Origin of the sequence: Lacrimispora sp. BS-2, from assembly GCF_040207125.1 — a bacterium.
GTDB lineage: Bacteria > Bacillota > Clostridia > Lachnospirales > Lachnospiraceae > Lacrimispora.
Genome location: NZ_CP157940.1, coordinates 2,937,928 through 2,960,345, shown reverse-complemented (window position 1 = coordinate 2,960,345; position 22,418 = coordinate 2,937,928). Strand labels below are relative to the sequence as shown.

At 45.6% G+C, this 22,418-nt stretch carries 12 protein-coding genes and 2 pseudogenes; 10 read left to right on the top strand and 4 right to left on the bottom strand.

Translation table 11 applies throughout. From position 1 onward, the window contains the following. Window positions 1-4: 4 nt before the first annotated feature. Window positions 5-1,495: a sulfatase-like hydrolase/transferase gene (locus ABFV83_RS13895; protein WP_349944621.1), complete on the top strand. Its 1,491-nt coding sequence runs from the start codon at window positions 5-7 to the stop codon at window positions 1,493-1,495. Window positions 1,496-1,524: 29 nt separating this feature from the next. Then, window positions 1,525-2,658 carry a glycoside hydrolase family 88 protein gene (locus ABFV83_RS13890; RefSeq protein WP_349944619.1) on the top strand — a complete coding sequence of 378 codons (1,134 nt, stop codon included), beginning with the start codon at window positions 1,525-1,527 and terminating at the stop codon, window positions 2,656-2,658. Window positions 2,659-2,752: 94 nt separating this feature from the next. On the opposite strand, the gene ABFV83_RS13885 is transcribed toward ABFV83_RS13890, so the two are convergent. Continuing rightward, a complete protein-coding gene (locus ABFV83_RS13885) occupies window positions 2,753-3,364 on the bottom strand; it encodes a YesL family protein (RefSeq protein WP_349944617.1) in 612 nt (203 codons plus the stop codon). Between the two features lie 28 nt (window positions 3,365-3,392). Next, window positions 3,393-5,474 (bottom strand): heparinase II/III family protein, encoded by a 2,082-nt coding sequence (locus ABFV83_RS13880; RefSeq protein WP_349944616.1) that lies wholly within the window; start codon window positions 5,472-5,474, stop codon window positions 3,393-3,395. Between the two features lie 373 nt (window positions 5,475-5,847). On the opposite strand from ABFV83_RS13880, the gene ABFV83_RS13875 reads away from it, so the two are divergent. From ABFV83_RS13875 to ABFV83_RS13860, 4 genes are read left to right on the top strand one after another with little or no spacing between them, the layout of a single operon-like run. After that, window positions 5,848-7,446, top strand: a complete 1,599-nt coding sequence (locus ABFV83_RS13875; RefSeq protein ID WP_349944615.1) for an extracellular solute-binding protein — start codon at window positions 5,848-5,850, stop codon at window positions 7,444-7,446. A gap of 25 nt (window positions 7,447-7,471) precedes the next feature. Next, window positions 7,472-8,410, top strand: a complete 939-nt coding sequence (locus ABFV83_RS13870; protein WP_349944613.1) for an ABC transporter permease subunit — start codon at window positions 7,472-7,474, stop codon at window positions 8,408-8,410. Window positions 8,411-8,423: 13 nt separating this feature from the next. Next, window positions 8,424-9,308 (top strand): carbohydrate ABC transporter permease, encoded by an 885-nt coding sequence (locus tag ABFV83_RS13865; RefSeq protein WP_349944612.1) that lies wholly within the window; start codon window positions 8,424-8,426, stop codon window positions 9,306-9,308. A gap of 60 nt (window positions 9,309-9,368) precedes the next feature. Beyond that, window positions 9,369-11,633: an AraC family transcriptional regulator gene (locus ABFV83_RS13860; protein ID WP_349944611.1), complete on the top strand. Its 2,265-nt coding sequence runs from the start codon at window positions 9,369-9,371 to the stop codon at window positions 11,631-11,633. A 108-nt stretch (window positions 11,634-11,741) separates the two neighbouring features. Here ABFV83_RS13860 and ABFV83_RS13855 read toward each other — a convergent pair whose 3' ends face one another. Then, window positions 11,742-13,763, bottom strand: a complete 2,022-nt coding sequence (locus tag ABFV83_RS13855) for a heparinase II/III family protein (RefSeq protein WP_349944609.1) — start codon at window positions 13,761-13,763, stop codon at window positions 11,742-11,744. Between the two features lie 187 nt (window positions 13,764-13,950). Continuing rightward, window positions 13,951-14,124: pseudogene (locus ABFV83_RS13850) on the bottom strand (transposase); the annotation flags it as partial. Between the two features lie 211 nt (window positions 14,125-14,335). On the opposite strand from ABFV83_RS13850, the gene ABFV83_RS13845 reads away from it, so the two are divergent. The 4 genes and pseudogenes from ABFV83_RS13845 to ABFV83_RS13830 form a co-directional block, all read left to right on the top strand. Further along, complete coding sequence (locus ABFV83_RS13845; RefSeq protein WP_349944607.1) at window positions 14,336-16,759, top strand: heparinase II/III family protein; 2,424 nt, start codon at window positions 14,336-14,338, stop codon at window positions 16,757-16,759. Window positions 16,760-16,790: 31 nt separating this feature from the next. Continuing rightward, a complete protein-coding gene (locus tag ABFV83_RS13840; RefSeq protein ID WP_349944606.1) occupies window positions 16,791-18,545 on the top strand; it encodes a cell wall-binding protein in 1,755 nt (584 codons plus the stop codon). 1 nt (window position 18,546) lies between these two features. Continuing rightward, window positions 18,547-18,837, top strand: coding sequence for a hypothetical protein (locus tag ABFV83_RS13835; protein ID WP_349944604.1), 291 nt, complete (start codon window positions 18,547-18,549; stop codon window positions 18,835-18,837). A gap of 3,122 nt (window positions 18,838-21,959) precedes the next feature. Next, a pseudogene (locus ABFV83_RS13830) lies at window positions 21,960-22,148 on the top strand (N-acetylmuramoyl-L-alanine amidase family protein); the annotation flags it as partial. Window positions 22,149-22,418: the final 270 nt, after the last annotated feature.

The following is a 22,418-nucleotide window of genomic DNA, read 5'->3' as shown; positions in this document are numbered from 1 at the left end:
AAACATGAATAAGAACGGCAAAAAGGAAGATATGCCAAACTGTATATTAATAGCTGCGGATCAGCTTCGTTATGATGTGCTGGAGAAAGGATACACCCCCAATATTGACGCCCTGATGCAGGACAGTGTCCGCTTTTCCAACGCGTACTGTGCAAGTCCACTCTGTGTGCCCGCCAGAGGCGCGCTGTTTACCGGAACTTATCCGGGAGTGAATGGAAGCCTGATTAATGGATGGTTTCCGCCCGAGGAACCGTATTCCAAAGTAAAAGAAGGGACTGACCATCTCTACAGCATTATGGAACACCTGGGGATGGAGTGTATCCACAGTGGAAAACAGCATTTATTTGTAGAAGGAATACCGCTGGAGAAGCGCCCTGATACGAAGACAAGATGGCTGACGACAGAGGAGAGTTACCGTACTTTTGTGAGAGGTCAGGGGAAGCGCATGCCGGGAGGGCCACTCTTTACCACCCCGATCCCGGAGATGGCTGACGGTGTACATACCAGAGTCTGTTCTTATTCCAATCCTCATACTGGACTGTACGAGGAAGGATATGACTGTTATTTCGACGGTTATTTTACGAATGCTGCCGTGAAGGCGCTGGACGGATTTTCCGGTGAAAAACCTTTGTTTTTGAGCATGATGTATGTGGCGCCCCACCCACCGTTTGATATTCCGGACCCCTGGTATTCTCAGGTAAAAACAGAGGATGTGGAACTGCCGGACAATGTGAACCGATGGTATGAGAACCAGTCGCCCTTACAAAAATATAATCTTACGGGATACATAGGTGGCGCTTACCGGCTGGAAGACTGGAAAGAAGCCTGGAGGACCTATCTGGGGCTGGTATCCCTGCTGGATCAGTGTGTGGGCCGGATTATCGGGAAGCTGAAGGAAAAGGGCCTGTATGAGAATTCTATGATTGTATTCACCTCTGATCACGGTGAAATGCTGGGTTCTCACTGCCTGTTCCAGAAAATGTGCATGTATGAAGAGTCTGCCAAAACTCCTTTCAGCATTCATCTGCCAGGGGGAAGTAAAAAAGGGATGGTGAGGGAAGAGTTTATCAGCCATATTGACGTATTTCCTACAATCTGCGATTTTTACGGAGTCACTCCGGCCAGTGATGTAAGTGGCGCTTCCTTAAAGGGGCTTTTAGAGGGGACAGGAAGAGTTAAAGAACGCCCTGTCTATATCCAGTATGATGGCAATGGTTCCCGCGGCAATTTCCAGAGGTGCGTGATATGGAAGAACTATAAATATATTGTGGATCTTTTTAAAGATGAGTATTATCTGGAACTTTACGATTTGAAAAATGACAGGCAGGAAACAAAAAATCTGTTGTTTGAAGAAGAGGAAGATAAAAAGAACGGATACTGGGAAACAGCGATGGAACTGAATACACTGCTTAAATCCCATCTTCAGGAGATACAGGATGATCTGGTTCTTCCGCCCTGGAATCCCGCAGAATTTATGAAAAATTATAATTATTAACCGGTTTATGTAAAGGAGGTTTTTACGCTGTGGAAAAATGGTTAGCGCTTTTATTTCAAAAAATGGATATCAAATTTCAGGCAGAATGTGAAAGAATGGGGGATAAGATTCCTTATCGGACAATAGAAGGAAGCTATAAAACGGATTATGGTGAAACGGATATTTACTGGTGGACAAATGGCTTCTGGCCGGGGATTTTATGGAAGATGTATCATGCCACGGGGAAGGATAACTATCGTAAATGTGCGGAACTGGCGGAGAGGAAGCTGGATAAGGCGCTGCATGATTTTATGGGACTGCATCATGATATTGGATTTATGTGGCTTCACAGTGCAGTTGCGGATTACCGGCTGACCGATTCAAAGGAGTCCAGAACACGCGGGCTTCTGGCGGCCAATATTCTGGCGGGCAGATATAATCCGGCAGGAAAATATATCAGAGCCTGGAATCCTGAATGTGTGGAAGAAGGGCAGGATTGTACCGGCTGGATCATCGTGGATTCAATGATGAACATACCGCTTCTTTACTGGGCCTCTAAAGAACTAAAGGATCCCAGATTTTATTATATTGCAAAGGCTCATGCGGATACTGTAAAAAGAACTCTTGTCAGGGCCGACGGTTCCTGCGGCCATATTGCATGCCTGAATCCGGACTCCGGTGAACTTACAGAGATTATGGCGGGACAGGGATATTCGGCCGCCTCTTCCTGGTCACGCGGACAATCCTGGATACTATATGGATTTGCGTTGAGCTACCGTTATACGAAAGATCCTGAATATCTGGATACGGCAAAAAGGACGGCTCATTATTTTATTTCTAATATCTCTTTAACGGATTATATTCCTCTGTGCGATTTCAGACAGCCTAAGAAGCCGGTATACTGGGACGCGTCGGCCGGGCTTTGCGCGGCCTGTGGATTGCTGGAGATAGCGGAACATGTAGAAGAGCAGGAGAAGCGGCTGTACCGCAGTCATGCGGAGCAGATTGTGAAGGCGGTGTCAGAGCGGTGTTGTGACTGGAATCCGGAAAATGATTCTGTTGTCCAGAATTGTAAGGTAGATTACCACAGCACCGGGAATCAGCAGACAGATCTGATTTATGCGGATTATTTTATGGCAGAGGCTGTTCTTCGTCTTGCAGAAAAAGATTTTCTGATATGGTGAGGAGATTATTCAGCAAAGGGAGAACACGATGGAAAGAATCAGTAAATGTCTGCATATCCGTATTCTTTGCCTGCATTCCAAATGAGTGATGGCATCAGGCTGCGATGTAGCCGTCGAATATCCGGCATAAAAACTTGGAATGCATATAGCATAGGCCGGCCGGTGCGAAGAAAAGCAGAGGTGGAAATGCCAGGAATCCCACCGCCAGAATTAACAGTGACAGCATCAGCATAGCTAGGCTGGAAGGCCAGTGGCAGAGGGCCATGATGCAGGAGCTTTTTATGATATGGAAGACAGAGTTCTGGAATTTGGCCAGGACCGCGTACACATACAAATTCATCAGGACAAAGACCAGTGCCAGGCTGAAAAACAGGGTCATTAATATCATGTATCCGATCCCGGTCTGTTCACCCCGGTAATAGAACACAAAATCAAGGCCCAGAAATAAACCGGCCAGCAGGAGTACGAGCCAGATAATGGCTCCCTGCCTGAGATTCTGCCGAAAAGCGGTGAAGAAGGAAGCTGTTAAGTATCCTTCTTCATTGCGGACGTATTTCAGCGTTATGGAATAAAGTGCGGAGGTTGAAGCCCCTATGGTGATGACCGGCAGACTGCAGACCAGCCATAAGATACTCAGCCACAAAAAATTCAGTGCTTTGCTGGATATACTCCAAAGGGGACTGTTGATTGAAAACAGACCATTCATGAAATTATCTTCCTTTCTTTTAATAAAACTATTTTATTTGCAGGAATAAGTCGAGGGCTCCGGCAAGGTTATCGTGTTCCGCGCAGGAAAGCAGACCGGCACACAGGCTGTCGCTATCCCCGATTGTAGGAATACCGTCTGTCACATCCAGAATCAGCAAACTCTGCGAGACAGGGCCGATACCAGAATCAGCATCCATGACAGGTGTAAAGTGCACATCGACGATGGTTGACAGCTGATTCCGGTCTTTGACGATTTCAGGATATAAGTCCTCTTTCTGCCAGATATGCAGACTGGGGGCTCCGTTCCATAAAAGCAGGGTAAGAGCGCCGTTTTTTTCCAGAAGGACACTTCGGTCATCAAGCTGACGGTATGATACGTCAGGAAAAAGATTCCACCGCTGTATATGGGAATCGGGAAGGCGGTCACCGCCCCGGATACAGTCATGAATCAGAAATCCTTTCTCCCGGCAGACGAGAATTTTTCTGGTATGGCGGCAGAAGGTATAAGCATCATGGTATGCGCTGACAAAACAGCCTTCTTCCCTGGAGGTGAAGTACTCTACGGGAGAGTCCGGTCTCATTACGCCCCATTTTAAAGCATAGAACCGGTCATCCTGAACCGGGTTTCCATAAGCCAGTACCGTATTGTGGAAAGTCATATTATACATATATCCGCGTTGGGGGCTTCCTGCCCGGACTGAGTGGTAAAGCTGTCTGGAATGAGGCTCACCGATAAGTTCCTGTCCCCTCATGGAAATAAAGAGTGAAAGCATATCCATGTGGTTATGCCCGGTGTCACCGCAATTCACCTTGGCAGACATTAAAACATAGTTGGCGTCGGCAGAGAAACTGCTTCGGGAACAGAAAAAACCGCTTTTGTCATTGCAGTAATCCAGAGGTATCTTCGGGAGCTCTTCAGTCTGTCCTAACCGGTATTCGAGCAGCTCTCTGCAGGCATCATTGCCCGCACGGTAAGCACCGTTGGATAAGATCTGGTTCACCTTGGGGCCGCCGTTATCTCCCAGAGACGGAAAACGGTCATGAGGCGGGGCGATACTAGCCAGGATATCGTAGCTGGTCTGAATTCGGCATCCGCTTTCTTCATCCAGAAGCGTTGTACGGTTTAAGTTTCCTAAGTAAATGCCGTTGCTGATCATCTCGCCCAGAGCGGCGCCGCTCCAGTATGGAATAGAATGCTCGCTGTAACCTCCGGCCTCATTGAAATCATCCATGACGTGCTGGCGGACTACCTGGGTACCCCTGTCTTTCATGGCTGCAAGCTCCGGAAACTCAGGAAGCAGGGTAGCCAGCATAAACGGCACCAGACCTCTTTCCCACATATGATGGTTGAATTTCCGGTATGTATCTGTGTCAAACCGGCGGAACTGGATACCTAGGAACCAGATTCGTTTTAGGATTCCAAAAGCCATTTCCGTAGAAATCTCATAAGGAATCCTTGTATAAAATAAACTGAGATAGCAAAGGGTCAGAAACCCGGTACTCATCACATCTCGGTCCTCGGTATGTAAAAAATGAGAGATATCCGGATCGGTAAATTCCAGATCCAAGGGATAATGCTCCCAGAACATCTGAAGGGTTTCTTCCAATTTTTCCAACACTGCCCGGTCCCCTGTTTCATGGTAAAGGACGGCAAGGTATTCAAAAAACTGTCCCCTTGAAAAGATATCCAGAACCGTACGGTGTTTTTTACCTATATCTTCTTTAACATTAAAATGAGGGAGATTCTCGTAGTCAGGCCCCAGCTCGATTTCCACATCTCCGCCCGGACGGACATACACACGCTCCATCATCTTTTTTCCTGCATACAGACAGAACTCTTTTAAGCTGCCCTTCAGTCCTAGAGCCGCCTGGAACAGCTGAGGATTGCTGTCGGTATCGATGGGTTTTAAAGGGAGACTGCGGTAATCAAAGTAATAAGTTACATTGGTCCGGGTCTGAAAATAAGTGACCAGTTCTTTTTTTGCAAGAAGTGTGTTGCCGGCTTCTAACGAATGACGTACTTCTGAAAGCCCGGGATACGACAGCTGAAGAGCAGAAAATAAATCTTCATCAGTTACTTCCCTTTCCTTTACCGGAATAGTAATCATAGATAAAAATCCTCCTGTATAAATGTTATCTTTATTATAAGAAAAGCCGTTTGCAGCTTCAATGATACATTTCTGCAATATGATATCTTCTTGTTGGGTGGTGAGGCAAAAAACCAAATAAACAAAGGGAATAACATGGATATATGGAAAAGGTATAGAAAAGACGAAGTATATACCGGCTGCAAAAAAGTGTTATTTTGCAATTTTTTGTGGATTGTCTGGAGGAAAGACATGTGCTATTCTCACATTAATGTACGGCCCATGTGCTCCGCCTTCCTTATACAGACAGGCGCCAGGCTGGGAGTAAATCATGGAGTACTAAATGGGGAGCGAGTAAAAAGGCAAATTTCAAATTATAATGGAGGACGATAAAATGAGAAGATGGAAGAGATGGACAGCGTGCATGATGGCGGCAGCCATGACAGGAAGTATGCTGACTGGATGTGGTTCCGGCCAGACAACTGCATCCGATAAAGGAAGTACAACCGGGGCGGTAAGTGAGGAGCCGGTTCAAATGTCGTGGCTGACTGGTCAGACCTCCGCAGAGGTGGATGATGACGCGGAAGTAGTTAAGATGATAGAGGAACGCTTCAATATTGATTTAAAAGGTTTTTATGTAGATTCCAATAATTATCAGCAAAATTTAAATGTAAAGTTTGCCGGTGGCGAGATGCCGGATGTTATGGTTATTGGAAGCCCGGCTGATCTGGCTACCTATGTGGAGGGTGGCATTATTGCAGAACTTCCTATTGAAACTATCAGGGAGAAAGCGCCGAACTTCGCAAAATGTGCGGATGAAAACGATGATGGCTCATTGTGGAGTACGATGATCTATAAAGGAAAGAACTATGGGGTTTCCAATCCCATGAGCGTAGTGCCTATGGCCATGTTCTGGAACCAGACTTGGCTGGATAATCTGGGGTTGGAAGTACCGGAAACACTGGAAGAATATGAAGAGGTGCTGACCGCATTTGTAGAGCAGGACCCTGACCGCAATGGTAAAAAAGATACAGCAGGTATGGCGGAACGAGCCATCGGAGCCGTATTCGGTGCATTTGGTCTTCGCTGCATGACCGGCGGTAATCCAGGCTTCCTGGTAGAGGAAATGCAGCTTGGTGATGATAACGTTCCTTTCTTCCCATATATCCGTCCCGAAGCAAAACAGGCGTTGGAAGTATTAAACAGATGGTATGAAAAGGGAATCATCGACAAGGAGTTCATCACAGGCGAAAATCATGGCGGTTACGCATGGCTGTCTCATTCCTTTATGAACGGACAGATTGGTCTGACAAGCGCTATGCCATATCACTATTTTTACTACAGCACAGATTCTGATGATGTAAACAACCAGGCTATCTGCTTAAAAGAGATGAAGGCATTGAATCCGGAAGCGAAAATTGTAGCAGGACCTGCACCGGTAGGTCCAGATGGAAAATCCGGTACAGAGGCATGGTCAAAAGTAGGACGCTTAACCTGCCTGACCACACAGGGCGCTTCCGATCCTAGAAAAGTTGATGCATTCCTGGCAATTCTGGATGCTTACTATTCAGATGTAGAATTTATGGAACTGTCAAACTATGGTCTGGAAGGCAAGCACTTCGAGATGGCCGGAGAAACGAGAAAGCGTATTGGAGACGGAGTTGAGCTTCGTAAACAGGGCATTATGCAGGTGGATTTTGGTGACACGGTTCTTTATGCGGAGAGTTTAAATGCATCAAAAGTGAAGCTTGGTAATGATATTACAGGAAACGGCTACTATCGCTTTAACGCTCCCGCTACAGAAGAATTTGCCAATGTAAGCGCAACCCTGGATACATTGACTGAACAGGCTTATTTTGACATGATCACAGGTGCAAAACCTCTTGACTATTTCGATACCTTCGTAGCAGAATTTAAGGCAGCCGGCGGAGACACGGCTGAGAAGGCTGTTCAGGAAGCTTATGCGGAGCAGCAGAAAGCGCTGCAGAAATAATGGCTGAACAATTCGGGAGGTAAAGATGACAGTAGCAAAAATAAAAGCAGCCCCAAAAAAGACAGGTTTTTTGGGTAATTTATCACAGTATAAAGAGTATTATATTATGCTGATTCCGGGAATTTTGTTCTTCCTTGTATTCTGCTATGGACCTATGTATGGACTCATCATTGCATTTCAGGATTACTATCCTTTGAAGGGAATTGAAGGAAGTACTTTTGTAGGTCTGAAGCATTTTAAGAGTTTGTTTTCCAATCCATTCTTTTTATCAGTATTGAAAAACACATTAATTATCAGTTTATATAAATTACTGATATGCTTCCCGGCGCCGATTTTTCTGTGCCTGGTATTGAACGAGATTAAACATGTTAAATTTAAAAAGGTGGCCCAGTCCATCTCTTATCTGCCGCACTTTGTTTCCTGGGTTGTAGTCTCCGGTATCATCATCGAGTTTTTATCCCCATCCAGGGGGCCGGTTAATATTCTGCTGCAGAACCTGGGATTTGACCCCGTATTCTTTGTGGGGGAGGCCAGGTATTTCCGCGGAGTTTTAGTGCTTTCCGACATGTGGAAGTCCATTGGCTGGGGCTCTATCGTGTACCTGGCTGCGGTTACCTCTGTCGATCCGGCCCTCTACGAGGCGGCAGAGATGGACGGGGCGGGCAGAATACAGAGAATTCTGCATATTACGCTCCCGGCCCTGGCGCCTATTGTTACGGTTATGCTGATTATGGAGTCCGGCAAAATTCTGAACGACAGCTTTGAGCAGGTATATAACTTCCTGTCTCCGACAACTTATGGAGTAGGTGATGTAATCTCCACCTTCGTATATCGGATGGGTATTCAGAACATGCAGTACAGTTTCACCACAGCAGTTGATTTATTTAAAAATATCATTTCTTTCATGCTTGTCATGCTGACGAACTACATAGCGCGAAGGACAAATGATTACGCATTATGGTAAAGGGGGAGTGGTCATGAACACCATACGAAGAAAAAGAAAAAAATCAGCGGAAGACTGGCTTGTAGACGGAGTCGCATACGGATTTGCGCTGATACTGATGGTATCGATCCTGCTTCCCTTTATGCAGGTAGTCACCATATCCATGAGCCCGGCATCAGTTGTAAATGAAACGGGATTTCATCTGTTTCCGACCAAGTTTAATTTTTCGGGATATGAGCAGATTTCTACAGATCCCAATTTCTGGCACAGCTATCTGATTACCATTTTTAGAACGGTGGCCGGTACGGCGGCGGGAGTGCTGGTGACGGTACTGACAGCCTATCCGCTGGCAAAATCCAATCTTCCTTACCGCAAGTTCCTGATGATGTTCATAGTGTTTACCATGTATTTCTCTGGAGGTATGATACCCAAATACCTGTTGATCAAGGAATTGCATTTAGCGAATAACTTCCTGGTTTATATTCTGCCCTGCCTGATTACGGGATTTGCCCTGATTATCACAAGAAACTTCTTTATGGGGATTCCGGCTGCGCTGGAAGAGTCAGCGAAGCTTGACGGCGCTACAAACTTACAGGTACTGTTTCAGGTGTACTTACCACTGTCCATGCCGGTCATGGCAACGATTTCCCTTTGGTACTGCGTGCAGCACTGGAACTCATGGATGGATAATATGCTGTATGTGTCGAAAAAAAGTCTGTATGTCCTGCAATATGTACTGCAGACAATCTTGACTAATGGACAGACCGCGGATATGGAAGCGGCTGCAGATGTTCTGGTTCATACAGAAACGATGAAGATGGCGGCGTTGGTACTATCGCTGATACCCATTGTATGTACTTATCCGTTTCTCCAGAAATACTTTGTTAAAGGCATGATCGTTGGTTCTGTAAAAGGATAGACAAATATGATATACTAATTAAAAAAGAGACCGCCAGGTGTCTGTATCAGGAGGTGGGGTATGAAGCACAAAACAACTGTCAGAGGGAAATATCTGCAATCGTCAGTATTTGTGGTGATTTTATGGCTCAACCTGTTCAGCATCGCAGCGGTCTCTCTGTTTAATTATTTTGTATTTCACCGGATGAGCAACGAAGCATATTTAAAAAGTTTTATTGAGTACAACAGCCAGGTGACGGATCTGGCCTTCAGCAATATTGATAAGCAAATTATGATGTCTGCCTACCAGACCCCCCAGTTCTACTTTTCTCCCGTGGTGGAGAATGATGACCTTTTGTATCCCCAGGAACAGGATATTGCCGGTTCGCCGGAGAGGGTTCTGGCGCTGGTGGCCGAAATGCGTAGGCTGCAGAAGGTTTACCCCTATGTGAAAAGCATGGATATTTACTATGAAGGTACGGGGACTGTGGTGACCGGCTTTGATAAGGTTCATTTTCCGGAAACTCAGGAGAGGTTTACTCAGTATCTTCCCTGGCTTGAGCCATGGAAAGAGGGCGGGGAGGAGAATGGTTTTATGCACCGATCTATAAACGTGTATTCAGTAGAAGAGCCGGTAATCACGTATGTGGTAAAGCTGACCCAGCACAAGTGGAAGGGAAGCTCCATCTATCTGGGAATCCATATCGCGAAGTCTGCGTTTGGAAAGTATATCAGTGAGCAGGAGGGATCTCTGGCCATTTTAGGGAAAGAGGGGCAGGTCATCTATGATACTCCTTTATATGAAGCGGAACGAATGTCGGCGGGTGCCGTTATGGCAGAAGCCCGCAGAAATGGAATCGTATTTGAAAAAGGCGGACAGCCGGTATCGCTGAATGTGAGCGGAGACAGGCAGACCGTGTTTTATACGGTGTCCCCGGACACAGGGCTGTTATATCTTTACCGGGTTGCCGACAGCAACTTCTATCAGCAATATAACGTGACAAAGCGTATGTTTATCATTGGTTATCTGGTGTCAATCGCCTTTAACCTGCTGGTACTTGCCATGATTACCTACTATAATAACACGGCCTATCGAACACGGATTCAGCAGGTATCCAGGGGGGCGGGGATTGATATCTCACAGGCCACCAGAAGCTTTGAGGGAACACTCCAGGTGCTGACCAGTGAAATCAGTTCCCTGCATCAGTCTATCGACTCTTCCAAAGCGCTGCTGTTTCAAAGCGCGGTCCGGTCAGTCATTCTCAATAAAAATCCGGAGATGGGGTATGATAAACTGGAACCCTATCTTACGGGAGACTGTGTATGTACCTTCTTCCTCTATCTCTCGGAAAAAGATGGCAGAAAGCTGTCGGTGGAAAGCCTGCAGGAAGAGTATGCGATTGGAAGCAGACCTTATGAAGTGCTGTTTACAACCATGGAGAACGATGGGCTTGTAGCTGTTATTGTTGCATCTGAGCAGAATATGACGGCAGCCAGAAAAAGCTTCATGAAAGAGATGGGAGTCCGGTGGAATATGTGCCGCATGGTTTCCGGCAGGAACTGCTCCATGAAAAAAGAGGGAGTGAAGGAAAGCTACAGAACTGCGGCTGAAGCTGCAAAATACCGTTATATTTATGTAGAAGAGGCCTGGCTGTCTTACGAGATGCTGCAGCTGGAAAAACGGAAACACTCTGGAAGCCATTTAAAACTGTTTGGAGTCATGGAGCGTGATATTGTAAATGAGAATTTTCTGGATTTTAAAACCCGCATGGAAGGGTTGATCGTGTCCTTTAAGAGCAGAAATTATGACATCACTTACTGCAATTCCACGCTTCGGGATTTAGTTACCATGTTCTATCACATGATGCAGCAGTATCAGCTGGATATGTGGGTAGTGTTCGGTTATGACATCAGGGAATATTATATGCAGATTCCGGATATTGACGCCTTCCATCAGTGGGGAAATTACCTGGGTGAAAGCATTATCAGAAATATCAGGCATCAGAAGGAATCTGTTGATGTGGATTTAAAGGATAAAATCCTCCGGATCATTGATGAAAACCTGGAGACCTGTATTTCTCTGGATTATCTGGCCGATGAACTGCACATGCGTCTCGACGCGGTCAGCCGTATGTTTAAGCAGATGATGGGCAAAGGATACGCGGAATATATCAAAGAACAGAAATTAAACCGCGCTATCCGGTTGCTGGATGAAGGATACAGTGTCAAAGAAATAGCGGAGCAGTTGGGATACAGCTCTTCCCAGTATTTTATTAAAGTATTTAAAGAGGCGTACGGGATAACGCCACTTCAGTTTAAGAAAAACAGACAGAATAAAGATCGGTGAAACCCTGGATATCTCTGTATGAAGATTTTGAATTAAAAAATAAAGAGGCTGCTTTTTCGATAGATTGTCGCAAACGCAGCCTCTTTGCTGTCGGCATTTCTGTCTGGATCATTTAATAGAAAGCTGGTTATTTAAAAAGGTAAGTTCATAATTCTGGTGGGAGACTGCGAAGGTTACTTTGACTGCTCCATTGGCATATAATTCCTTTTTTATCTCCGTAACCTTCAGGGGGACCTCGCCGGCGCGGGCTGGTATGGCAACACATACAAATGCACACTGCGCGTCGTTTAAATGCTCTGCCTCAAAATGGGCGATAACGGTATCATGCCAGACATCATTTTTGGTGGAAATCTTGGCGGGAACCAGGGTCGGTTTTAGGCTTGCGTCAGAATAGACAGCAACGCTGGCTTCCCCGGTTAAGGAGTGGGCATAAGAAGCTTCCGTATTGACCAGAGCAACGGGAGAGTCCATATGGAAATTAATCTGAACGCTGGTGTCCGGGAGTACATGATCCAGAATATCGAGAACCAGAAGGAACTTCTGATCAACGATGGCGACTGCGCGTTTATGCAGTGTTGGCCGGTAATTACTGTGTTCAGCCACGGAGTAGATCAGCCGGTCGGTCTGTTTTACTGCCAGAATGTCTCCGGGCTGCTGCTCTCCATATTGCCAGGAAGAGATGTATTCCCAGGGATTTTTATTGTTTAAGGTAAGGCAGTTGTGCCAATGAGCCGATTTTAAATTCTTTCTGTTCTCGTCATCCTTGTAATAATAGATGGCGGGATCACCCAGAAGGCAGCGGCCGTAAGCGGTAAATTCAAAGCCTGCGGGATCTATATGGGCATGATTATTCTGGATAGGAGTACGGCAGGCAAACATGACATACAGCGCATCATTGGACCAGTCGGTTCGTAAAAACACCTGTTTCAGCTGCTTCTGCCAGGAGAAGACGGGCAGATCCGGCATTGTCTTTTTAGTGGTGATGCGCTCAATCTGCTTATGCAAGTCATATAAGTCCGGAACTTCCCAGATATAGGGAGCCATACCCCCCAGAAGTTCATCCATGGTGTAATAATAATGGGCGTTTTCCATGTAGGAAGGGTCACCGAAGGCCATATAGTGGCAGAAAGCGCCGGTAGACAGTGTGCTGCTGTAGGTGTGGCTGTCGCCCCAGGAAGAATTGCCGCCGCAGGGACGGGTGGCGTGGGCAGAATATTCTACCATCTTTCCAAGTCTTGTCTTATAGGCGTCAGAGACGGTAAACCCGTACTTTCCCGAAAGTAGAAGGGGGAGGCAGAACCAGTAAGCAGAGCTGTTGTGGTAGGAGGCGCAGCCTTCAATCTGCCCGCCGCCCTCGGTTATCTGAGCATTGATACTCCGGTCCATCTCATGAAGTGCGTGCTTCTGCCAAAGTTCAGAATCCTTAAACTCAGGGAACATGGAGGCTAAATATAAAAGCCCGTTGTTTTCCATCAGATAGTGGTTATGATCCGCGTTGGGCCACAGCTTCGGCGCCACCAGATAGAGAATCTGAGCGTGCTCATAAGCGCTTGTTAAGTAAGCTTCCAAAAATTTCTCATTGATAAAGCCGCCGCTTATTAAATGATGGATGACCCACGGCCAGGTTCGATACATGCGGATTCCCACTTCAAGAGAGCGCCAGATTCCCTGGTTGCATGCACAGCCGTCAAAATCTTCGACTGCCAGTTCGCCGTTGGCGCGGTAGAGCAGCTGGGAAGGGCAGTCGTCGATCCAGTGGTAGAATTCCCTGATGATTTTTTCTGCATAGCGCCGGTCTCCGGTGTAGGAATATGCTTCCGCCAGGAAACGCCAGTGGTCCATGCGGTTTAGCTGATAGGTGTATTCATCATAATCAAAGATGTTCTCATGCCATTTTACCGGATCTCCGATAAAATGAAGAGAAGAGCAGCCGGGAAGAATCATGTGGCCCTCCAGGCTGTTGTCAGCCTGTTTGATCCTCGTCTCGCAGACTTGTGGGAAAAGCTTACGGATAATAGCTCCTCTTTCGGCAAATGTCATGCCATTTAAAAATTTTTCTTCGCGTTTCTCCAAATTCCTCAGAACATCACTTACGGACATGCCGTCCTTTAGTACTTCTGTAATATGCATCCCTGTTTTTGCCGGTCTCTTTTTGAGGCCGGTCTCCTTCCTGTCTGATCTTTTTGTGAAGCTGAATTTGATTCAAATTCAGTATAGCAAAAGGAGTTTTACGGTGACAATAACAGGTTTTTGTAAAAGTATACCATGCCCACATTTTTAGATGTTTTATGTGTCTACTTGACAGGATGCAGTTCATTTTTGAGTGCAGTTTATTTATGTTATATCCCATACTCAGCAGAAGAAGTTCAATTTTTACATTGGTTTTTCTACATGTCAGAAATCTCTTGAATCCATAATCGTATTTCAATACTCCAAAGGCTCCTTCTGCCTGAATCAAGCGATTCATTCGATACCGGATTCCTTCCTTGCTCATAGTACGGTACTTTCGGGGTTTTTTACGCCAGATTGCAAAAAAGTGTTATTTCGCATTTTTTTGGTTATTGTGCCTGTATATCTTCCATGATAAGTTTGATTTACCAGATGCCGATACTATCTGTCAATAAAAACACCATGGATAGTTGAGAGAAAGAACCGGCACAAATAAGGAAAATTTAGAAAAAGGATGGGAAAGGGGTTCGCAAATGAAAGGACAATGGGAAAGGGCTGTGGGCAGTTTGTTGCTGATTGCCGCTATGGTAATTTCTTCTACAAACATCAGTTTTGCGACAAATGAAGCAGTGGCGGGTACGGCGGTGCAAGCAAGTGCTCAGACGGAGGCTGAGAGAAAAATACTGCCGGCAAGTTTTGGTATGCCGTCCACCTACCCGGTGAAGGGGGAGCACCCGCGGGTAATGTTTTCAAAAAAGGATATTCCTGCTATACGGGCCAACATGACTGGAGCCGAGGGTGCGCCGGCTATGAGGGAATTGGAGAAGCTACTGGCAACTGATACAGACGGTATGCTGCCCGAAGAATTGACAGGGGCCGGATCCAATCTTGATTATAAGGTTTTTGCAGTCATTGAGGCATATGCCTTTGACTATGCGCTTAACGGGAATGTGGAAAATGGGAAAAAGGCGGTTACAGCTACCAGGAATTTAGTGAATACATTTAAATATAATCCCAAGGCGTCAGATGTGGTAAGAGAAAAGGGCTCCACTATCTATCTGTCTGCACTGGTCTATGACTGGTGCTATCCTTTGATGTCGGCAGAGGATAAGAGGCTTTTTGTGGATCATGCGGAAAAGCTGGCGGCCACGATTACTGGTATGGGCGGCTGGCCCATGACCCAGGTATACGCCGTTCACGGGCACAATTCTGAGACCCATATCCAGCGGGATCTCCTGGCGTTTTCCATTGCCTGCTATGATGAATATCCAGATATTTACAATCTGGTGGGCGGCTATATCATGAACGGCCTGGTTGAAACTAAAAACTGGTGGTATCGTTCTGGCACCTACCATCAGGGCCTGGGATATAATCCCCTAAGGTTTGCCGTGGAGCTGCAGGCCGAGTTTCTGTTTTACCGGATGAACGGAACAAAGCTGTATAGTGATGATATGGGAAAAGTACCCTATATGCTGGTATATAACAACAGACCTGACGGCCGTTCCTTCCCGGAAGGGGATACAAATGGAGATTCCCTGGTGGGCAAGATACCTACCTGGACAAGAGGGGATATGCCCCATTTATTGTATGCTTCTTCCATTTGGGACGACGGATATCTGAAAAGTGAATATGAGAGGTGCAGCAACGGATATAAATTCTTTTCGTATAATAGTTTTCATCCTTTGCTGACACCAACTAATTTCCTGATTGTTAACGATCCATATGTGGTTTCCAAGCCCAAGACCGAACTTCCTCATACCAGGCTATTTGGCTCACCCAATGGTCTGATGGTAGCCAGAACCGGTTTAAACGAAGGTGTGGAGTCTTCCGATGCAATTGTTTGGGCTAAAATTGGAGAAACATATGTGGGAAATCACGCCCATCTGGATTCAGGAAGTTTCCAGATTTATTATAAGGGACAGCTTGCCTGGGATATCGGCCGTTATGACAGTTTTGGGTCTCAGCATGACGCCAACTTTTCCAAGGAGACAATTGGGCATAACTCTCTTCTGATTTATGATCCGGATGAAAAAATGGTAAGCAATACAACCATACCGGCTCCCAGGAATTCTGGCGGACAGCGGAGAGAGGCTGCAGAACAGAAAGTGCTGACTGACCTTTTGGATGAAAAATCACATAAGGCAAATCTTCTTGCAATGGAATATGGGGAAGACCCCAAGGAACCGGAATATTCTTACATAAGCGGCGATCTGGCACCAGGATATTCCAACAAGGTATCGGAAGTAAGACGTTCTATGCTGTTCATGCCTACAGGGATTGAAGAAAAACCGGCAATCTTCGTGGTAATGGACAAGGTGACGGCACGAAAACCATCCTTTAAGAAAATCTTCCTGATGCATTCACTTCAGGAACCAAAGGTAGATGGCAATGTTATCGAAATAAAGAGAGATACCATTGGCTATAACGGAAAACTGACAATGCAGACCCTATATCCCCAGAATGCACAGATTACAAAGGTAGGCGGACCGGGACGCCAGTATTGGGTGCTAGACAGAAATTACCCTCCAAAGGGCGGTAAATACTATCAAAACTACGACAGCTACTACAGTTCCGAGCATGGCTGGGGACGTGTGGAAATCAGTCCATCCAGAGAATCGGCAACGGACTATTTTCTGAATGTGATGTATGTATCCGACGCTAACAATCAGTCTCCGGTGGATAAGGCGGTTTTGATTGAAACTGAGGATATCTTGGGCGCAAGAATTTTTGATAAGGTAACCTTATTTGCTAAAAATAAGGAGCGCTTGACCAAGGACGTATCTGTTACAATTCCGGGAGAAGGGCAGGTTGCGGTGACGGTTGCAGGAATCTCTGAGGGAGAATGGAGCATTACGGATGAACAGGGCATATCCCAGAAGAAGACAGCGAAAAAAGAAGGCGGTATTATTTACTTCACAGGACAGGCCGGTACCTATCATTTGCAGCTGAACAAATAAAATATTCTATCAGGAGAAAAGGAAATTATTTATGAAGAAGCAGACAAAATTAATAATGGCCCTTTCCACATCAGCAATGTTATCGGCCATTGCAGCGCTGACATCCTTTGCAGCCAGTGGCTGGATAGAGGAAAACTGCGGCTGGGCATATTATGAGGAAAATGGAGAGAGAGTAACCGAAGACTGGGTCAAATCCGGAAATGACTGGTTTTGGATGGACAGCAGCGGACAAATGGCCGCGGAGCAGCTGTTAGAGATTGATAATAATTATTATTACCTTCAGCAGAATGGAGCCATGGCTCATGACCAATGGGTGGCCCTTGACAATAAAAATGCGGACCAGGAGGGTGAACCAGAGCAGTATTGGTACTATTTTCAAGATAATGGAAAAGCTTGCAAGAGACCTGACAGCGCATCCTCCGGTTCCATAAAGACCAAAGAAATAGATGGAAAGAAATATACATTTGATGCAGAAGGCCGGATGCTCTATGGCTGGGTATCAGATGGAGAACGTCAGACCGGTGAGGATGCATGGAAAGACTGTGATTATTATTTTGGCCCGGAAGGTGATGGGGCAATGCGTCGTGGCTGGGATCGGATCCGCGTGGAGGCGGATCCTGAGGACGAAATGATGCCCGGTGATGGTTTGTGGGATGATGAGCAACAGGAAAGATGGTTTTATTTCTCTTCATCCGGTAAAAAAACCAGGGGTAAGCCAGATCGGCTTGTACAAAAGACAATCGATGGACAGAAATACGGATTTGATGAATGTGGGCGTATGATTTCTTCCTGGTACGCGGATCCGGATCTTATTACAACGGACATCTATGATAAGAACGTGAGTGCGGAGGAAAATTTAACTGCAAGGCAGGGAGGCTCCTTATATACAAAGGAATTTATGTATTTTGGCAGCCCGGAATCAGGAGCGCGATATAGCAAGGGATGGTTTAGAGCTACTCCAAGCCGTTACCTGATGGAGTCTAAGCATTTAGATAATGAAACTTATTCGTACTATGCGGATGGCGATGGAAATCTTTATGCAAATGAAATTCGTACCATTGACGGTGAGAGATATGGGTTTGACAATTATGGCAGACTGATAAGCGGTCTGGTATGCCTGGAAATGGAAGACAAAGGAACATCCAGCCGAATTATAAACACATGGTACCAGGACAAAGAGGGGCGTGAATTTTCTGACGAAGAGAAATTTGAAGAATTATTAGATTATGAAAGGCGCGTTGGCGGATACCTGAGAGAAAGTTTCGCTGATGAAATATATAATCACAAAAGGCGTTTTTATTTCTTTAGCGGTCCAAATAGCTCTGCTCTGACGGGAAAGCAGATAGTAAAGCTGGGTGATCAGTCCTTTGAGTTTATGTTTGAAGATAGCGGTTATTTAAAAGGAAGCGGTGTAAATGGGAAAAAAGATGGCAGGCTGTATAGGGCAGGCTGGCTGCTTAAACCGGAAGAGGAACAGAAGTATGCTATTATCAGGCAGGAATCGGTATCAGAGGAGAATCCTCATACAAATGTTTTATTTAAGTATAAAAAGCTTGATAAGATGGAAGTCGAAGATTTCATTGCAGAGGTATGTAATTCAGGTATTTATAATGAAAAAAAGGAAGAAACTGTGTGGACTGTAAGGTACGATCCGCCAGGTGTGAAGTATTATCTAATCGGTCCCAATGGTGATATTGTTAAAAATAAGAAAAATGCAGTGGATGTAGATGGCTATGAATTCAAGGTGAAGAGTGAGAAGATTCAAAGCATTACAGTGGAAGAGTAGATTGGGAGAAAATGCAGATGAACGGGATACGGAGAAACCGTTGTTTTTAAGCACCATGTTTCTTGCTTCCAATCCTCCCTTAGATATCCCCATGCCCTGGCATGGAAAATACAACAGGGAAAAGATTGTTCTTCCGGACAATATGGGCGTCTGGTATGTGGGGCAGTCCTCGCTTCAGCTCTATAATGTAACAGGAGTTCTGGGTGCCCATTATACCAGGGAGGCCTGGAAGGAAAGCTGGAGGACTTATTTGGGACTGGTTTCATTGCGGGATTCCTGCTATCTGGCATAGCAAATGAGACTTTCATGACATAGGTATTACAAAAAATATAGATAAAAGGAGTGCAGAGTATGAAATTGCAATTAAAACGGAAACTGTCGGTACTTTTGACGGGCGCTCTGGCGTTATCCAGTATAAATATTGGATCGCTCTATGCGGCAGAAGACGGTAATGCCGAAAAAACGATTGTTGGTTTAGAGAATCTGAATGAGAAGTATGCACTGCAGAAATTGCCAATAGGGGCAGATGAGGAGGATATCAAATTTCCTGCCGGCATTTGGGCGGACATGCTTATAGAAAAAATAGAGGACGAGAAACTGGCTGATGACGTGGCGGCAGAGGGTGATGTGACAAGCAGCCAACTAAAGCCAGCTACTTCTTCCCAGGCAGAAGCGTCAGAGAGGGATAAAAAGAAAACTGAGAAAAAAACCATAAGAAAGAAAATTAAGGAAATAGAATGGGAACTAAATTTTGTGGAAAGTACGGAGCAAAAGTTTATCTCCGACATAGAGGGAACCTATGTTTATGAGCCGGTGATACCATCCGGCTATAAGATGGACATAGACGTATCCCTGCCACAAATTAAGGTGATTGTGGAGGATGAAACGGAAAAAGATGGTCTTGTCCTCACCGCCGAGGCTGGAGATTACCTCGTTATGGTATCCGCTGATACAGATGTGTTCCCAGAGGATGTGAGCCTGTTAGTAAAACTGATTGAAAGCAAGGACGCAACTGAAAACCTCAAACAGGCATTGGAAGAACTGGAAGGGAACATTAATATAGTCGACGAGGACCTGGTATATTTTGATGTTACTGTCCTGGACAAAGACGGAAATGAAGTACAGCCCGATAATGAAAAGGGTAGTATAACCATATCCTTTGAAAACCTGATAGAGCAGACGGAGGGCGCAGAGCGGACAAAAGTGCAGGATTATCAAATCTATCATCTGGACGAAGAGAACCAGGTTATGGAGAAGAGTGATACCACCGTGACAGAGCAGGCAGTACAGGCTGAAATGGAGCATTTTTCTCCGGTGGTTGTCAGAATTGGAAGAAGCACCGGCACTGTCAGCGTCTCCAATGCTACTGAACTAATCAGTGCGTTGACAAACACCACCGGGTCTAGCATTACTGTGAGTGATGACATCAAATTGGAGAATATGGTAACGATGAAGGCGGATCATACCCTGGTTATTCCCAGTGGAAAAACCTTGACTATCATTGAGACGCTTAGTGCTGGAGGAAAGATTTTATCTATCCAGGGCGGAGGGGCTGTACGTATGCAAGGTAAGGCTCTGCGTGGCAAGATAGAACTGAAGGACATTACTGTTTGGTTGGAAACAGAAAAAGATAATGGTATACGGGCTGATATACTAAACGTGAATGCTGGTGCGAAGATTGTAGTGGACTCCTCAGAACATAAAAATTTGATAAGTGTGGCATCGTCCAAGACACTGAACGTAAACGAGGGCGGCAGCATTGAGATTGAAAACTTCCATGAAAGCGCTATCATCTGCGATGGTACCATAAACATAAACAATGGGGGAACCATCGCCATTAATGCCAGCGGAAAGGGAAGTAATCCGTCCGGTATCAATTTGACTCGAAACGGCAAGATTAACATTGACGGTGGCGTGCTGATCAGTGAGAACAGCGGCAGTATCTATTTAATAGAGGGTTCCAAAGTCCAAGGTATGGCCAATAAACTTAGTGACCAGGGGAAAACATTTAATTCAGGAAACGAGGTGACCGTGGGAGCAGCCGATACCGCTGCTGCTGATAATCAACTTACCGCGGGTCTCTATGTGGGAGACCGCGAGAACAAATTTGTCAAAGCCTCCGCCGCTGCAACAGGGTTGAAGGACGGTATCCTGACGCTTACTTCCCAGGCTGGCGGAGTCAAAAGTGAGGGCTGGAACTGGAATAAGAATAACCTGGATTTGAACAGTGATTTCAAGGGGTGTAAACAAATCGTGTTTGCGACTGAAAGTCCCGCCCAAATTAAGATTAACAGGGGCGAAGTCAAGATTGATGGTTCAGAATCCGCTATTGTCGTGCCTAAAGATCTCACAATCTGGTCGAATGCCGATAACAACGCCAAGCTGACGGTGAATGGTAAAATTGAAGTGCAAGGCAACGTGATAATTGACCAGTCTACCAGTATGGATGTAACTGCCAATAGTTCAGATGCTGCTTTTCAGGCGGGTGCTGACAGCACAATTAAAATCAGCGCTGATGCCAAGGTGACGGTAAGAAATCAAGGCAGCGGCGCAGCTATGAACAAGGCGCCGGATACCAGCGGTTATACTAACATTAAAATCATAGCCAGCACAGACTCTAGCGGCAGCCCCAAAGTAAAGTATGATGCGGACGGTATCAGCCAATATAAATACCTGAAAATTGAAAAGGGCAGCAGTCTCAACGAGGATTCTACAGTAGATGAGATAGTAGAGGCAGTAAAAAATATGAATTCTGACGATCCGGATGAAATTGATAAAGTGGCGAATATAATCAGGGAGATGGATCCAGCGAAACGAAAAAACATGAATCCGGAAACGCTGGAAAAGGTGGAACAACTGTTACAGGAGGCAACCGGAATCACACCAGCTACCCAGTTGGTTATACCACCAGAGATTACAGGAAAAAAACAGATAGAGGGGGCAGAAATTAGTGGAGCTCTGCTTGCGGCAGGTATTACGACTACTGATACTGGTAAGCAGGTGAAATTTAACGTAGTGCAGAAACAGCCGGAAACCGGAGCGGTAGTGACCTTTGACTGTACTCTCAGTAAGAACGGCAATCCTGTAACGCTTGCAGTTCCGGTCACTGTAAAGGTTATGCTTCCGGGAGAATACATTGCCGGTGAAAGAATTCATCATGTGGGAAATGGAATTGATGAATGGCTGGACTTCATTTATGATGGAAAAGACAATTCAGCCACATTCCAGACCAGCAGTTTTTCAACCTTTAGTATTATGAAACCATCATCCTCTAACTCAAGCGGAGGCGGTGGCGGCCACAGCGGTGGAGGCCCCCGCGGCAGGTTCGCAGCCACAACCGCCAAAGGCGGAAAATGGATTCAGAATGCCACCGGCTGGTGGTATCAGAACGCCGACAGAACCTATCCAAAGGATGGCTGGTTCCAACTGGAAACGTTAGGGAAGAACGAATGGTATCATTTTAATAAGAATGGTTACATGGTTACTGGTTGGGTTTTCACCAACGGAAAATGGTATTATTTGAATACCGCGTTAGATGCCACGAATGGAAAAATGCTTACTAGCTGGCAATTGATTGACGGAAAATGGTACTACCTGAATGAAGCGTCTGACGGAACAAGAGGTGCAAGACTTACGGATACCTGGGTTGGAGAATACTATCTGAATAAGGAAGGCGTCTGGGAAGAAGGAAAGAAAAAATAGTGAGAAAGTGGAGTATGTCAGATTATTAAAAGTATTAATTTAATATCGAAAAGGGGCGTTGCAAAACTAACTTACGTTAGTTTTGCAACCAATGTCAATAAGTTAAGCGATTGATCCAATTGATATCAGAGTAGTATATCGCTTATGTGATTGACCCTCTTTTTTTTATTA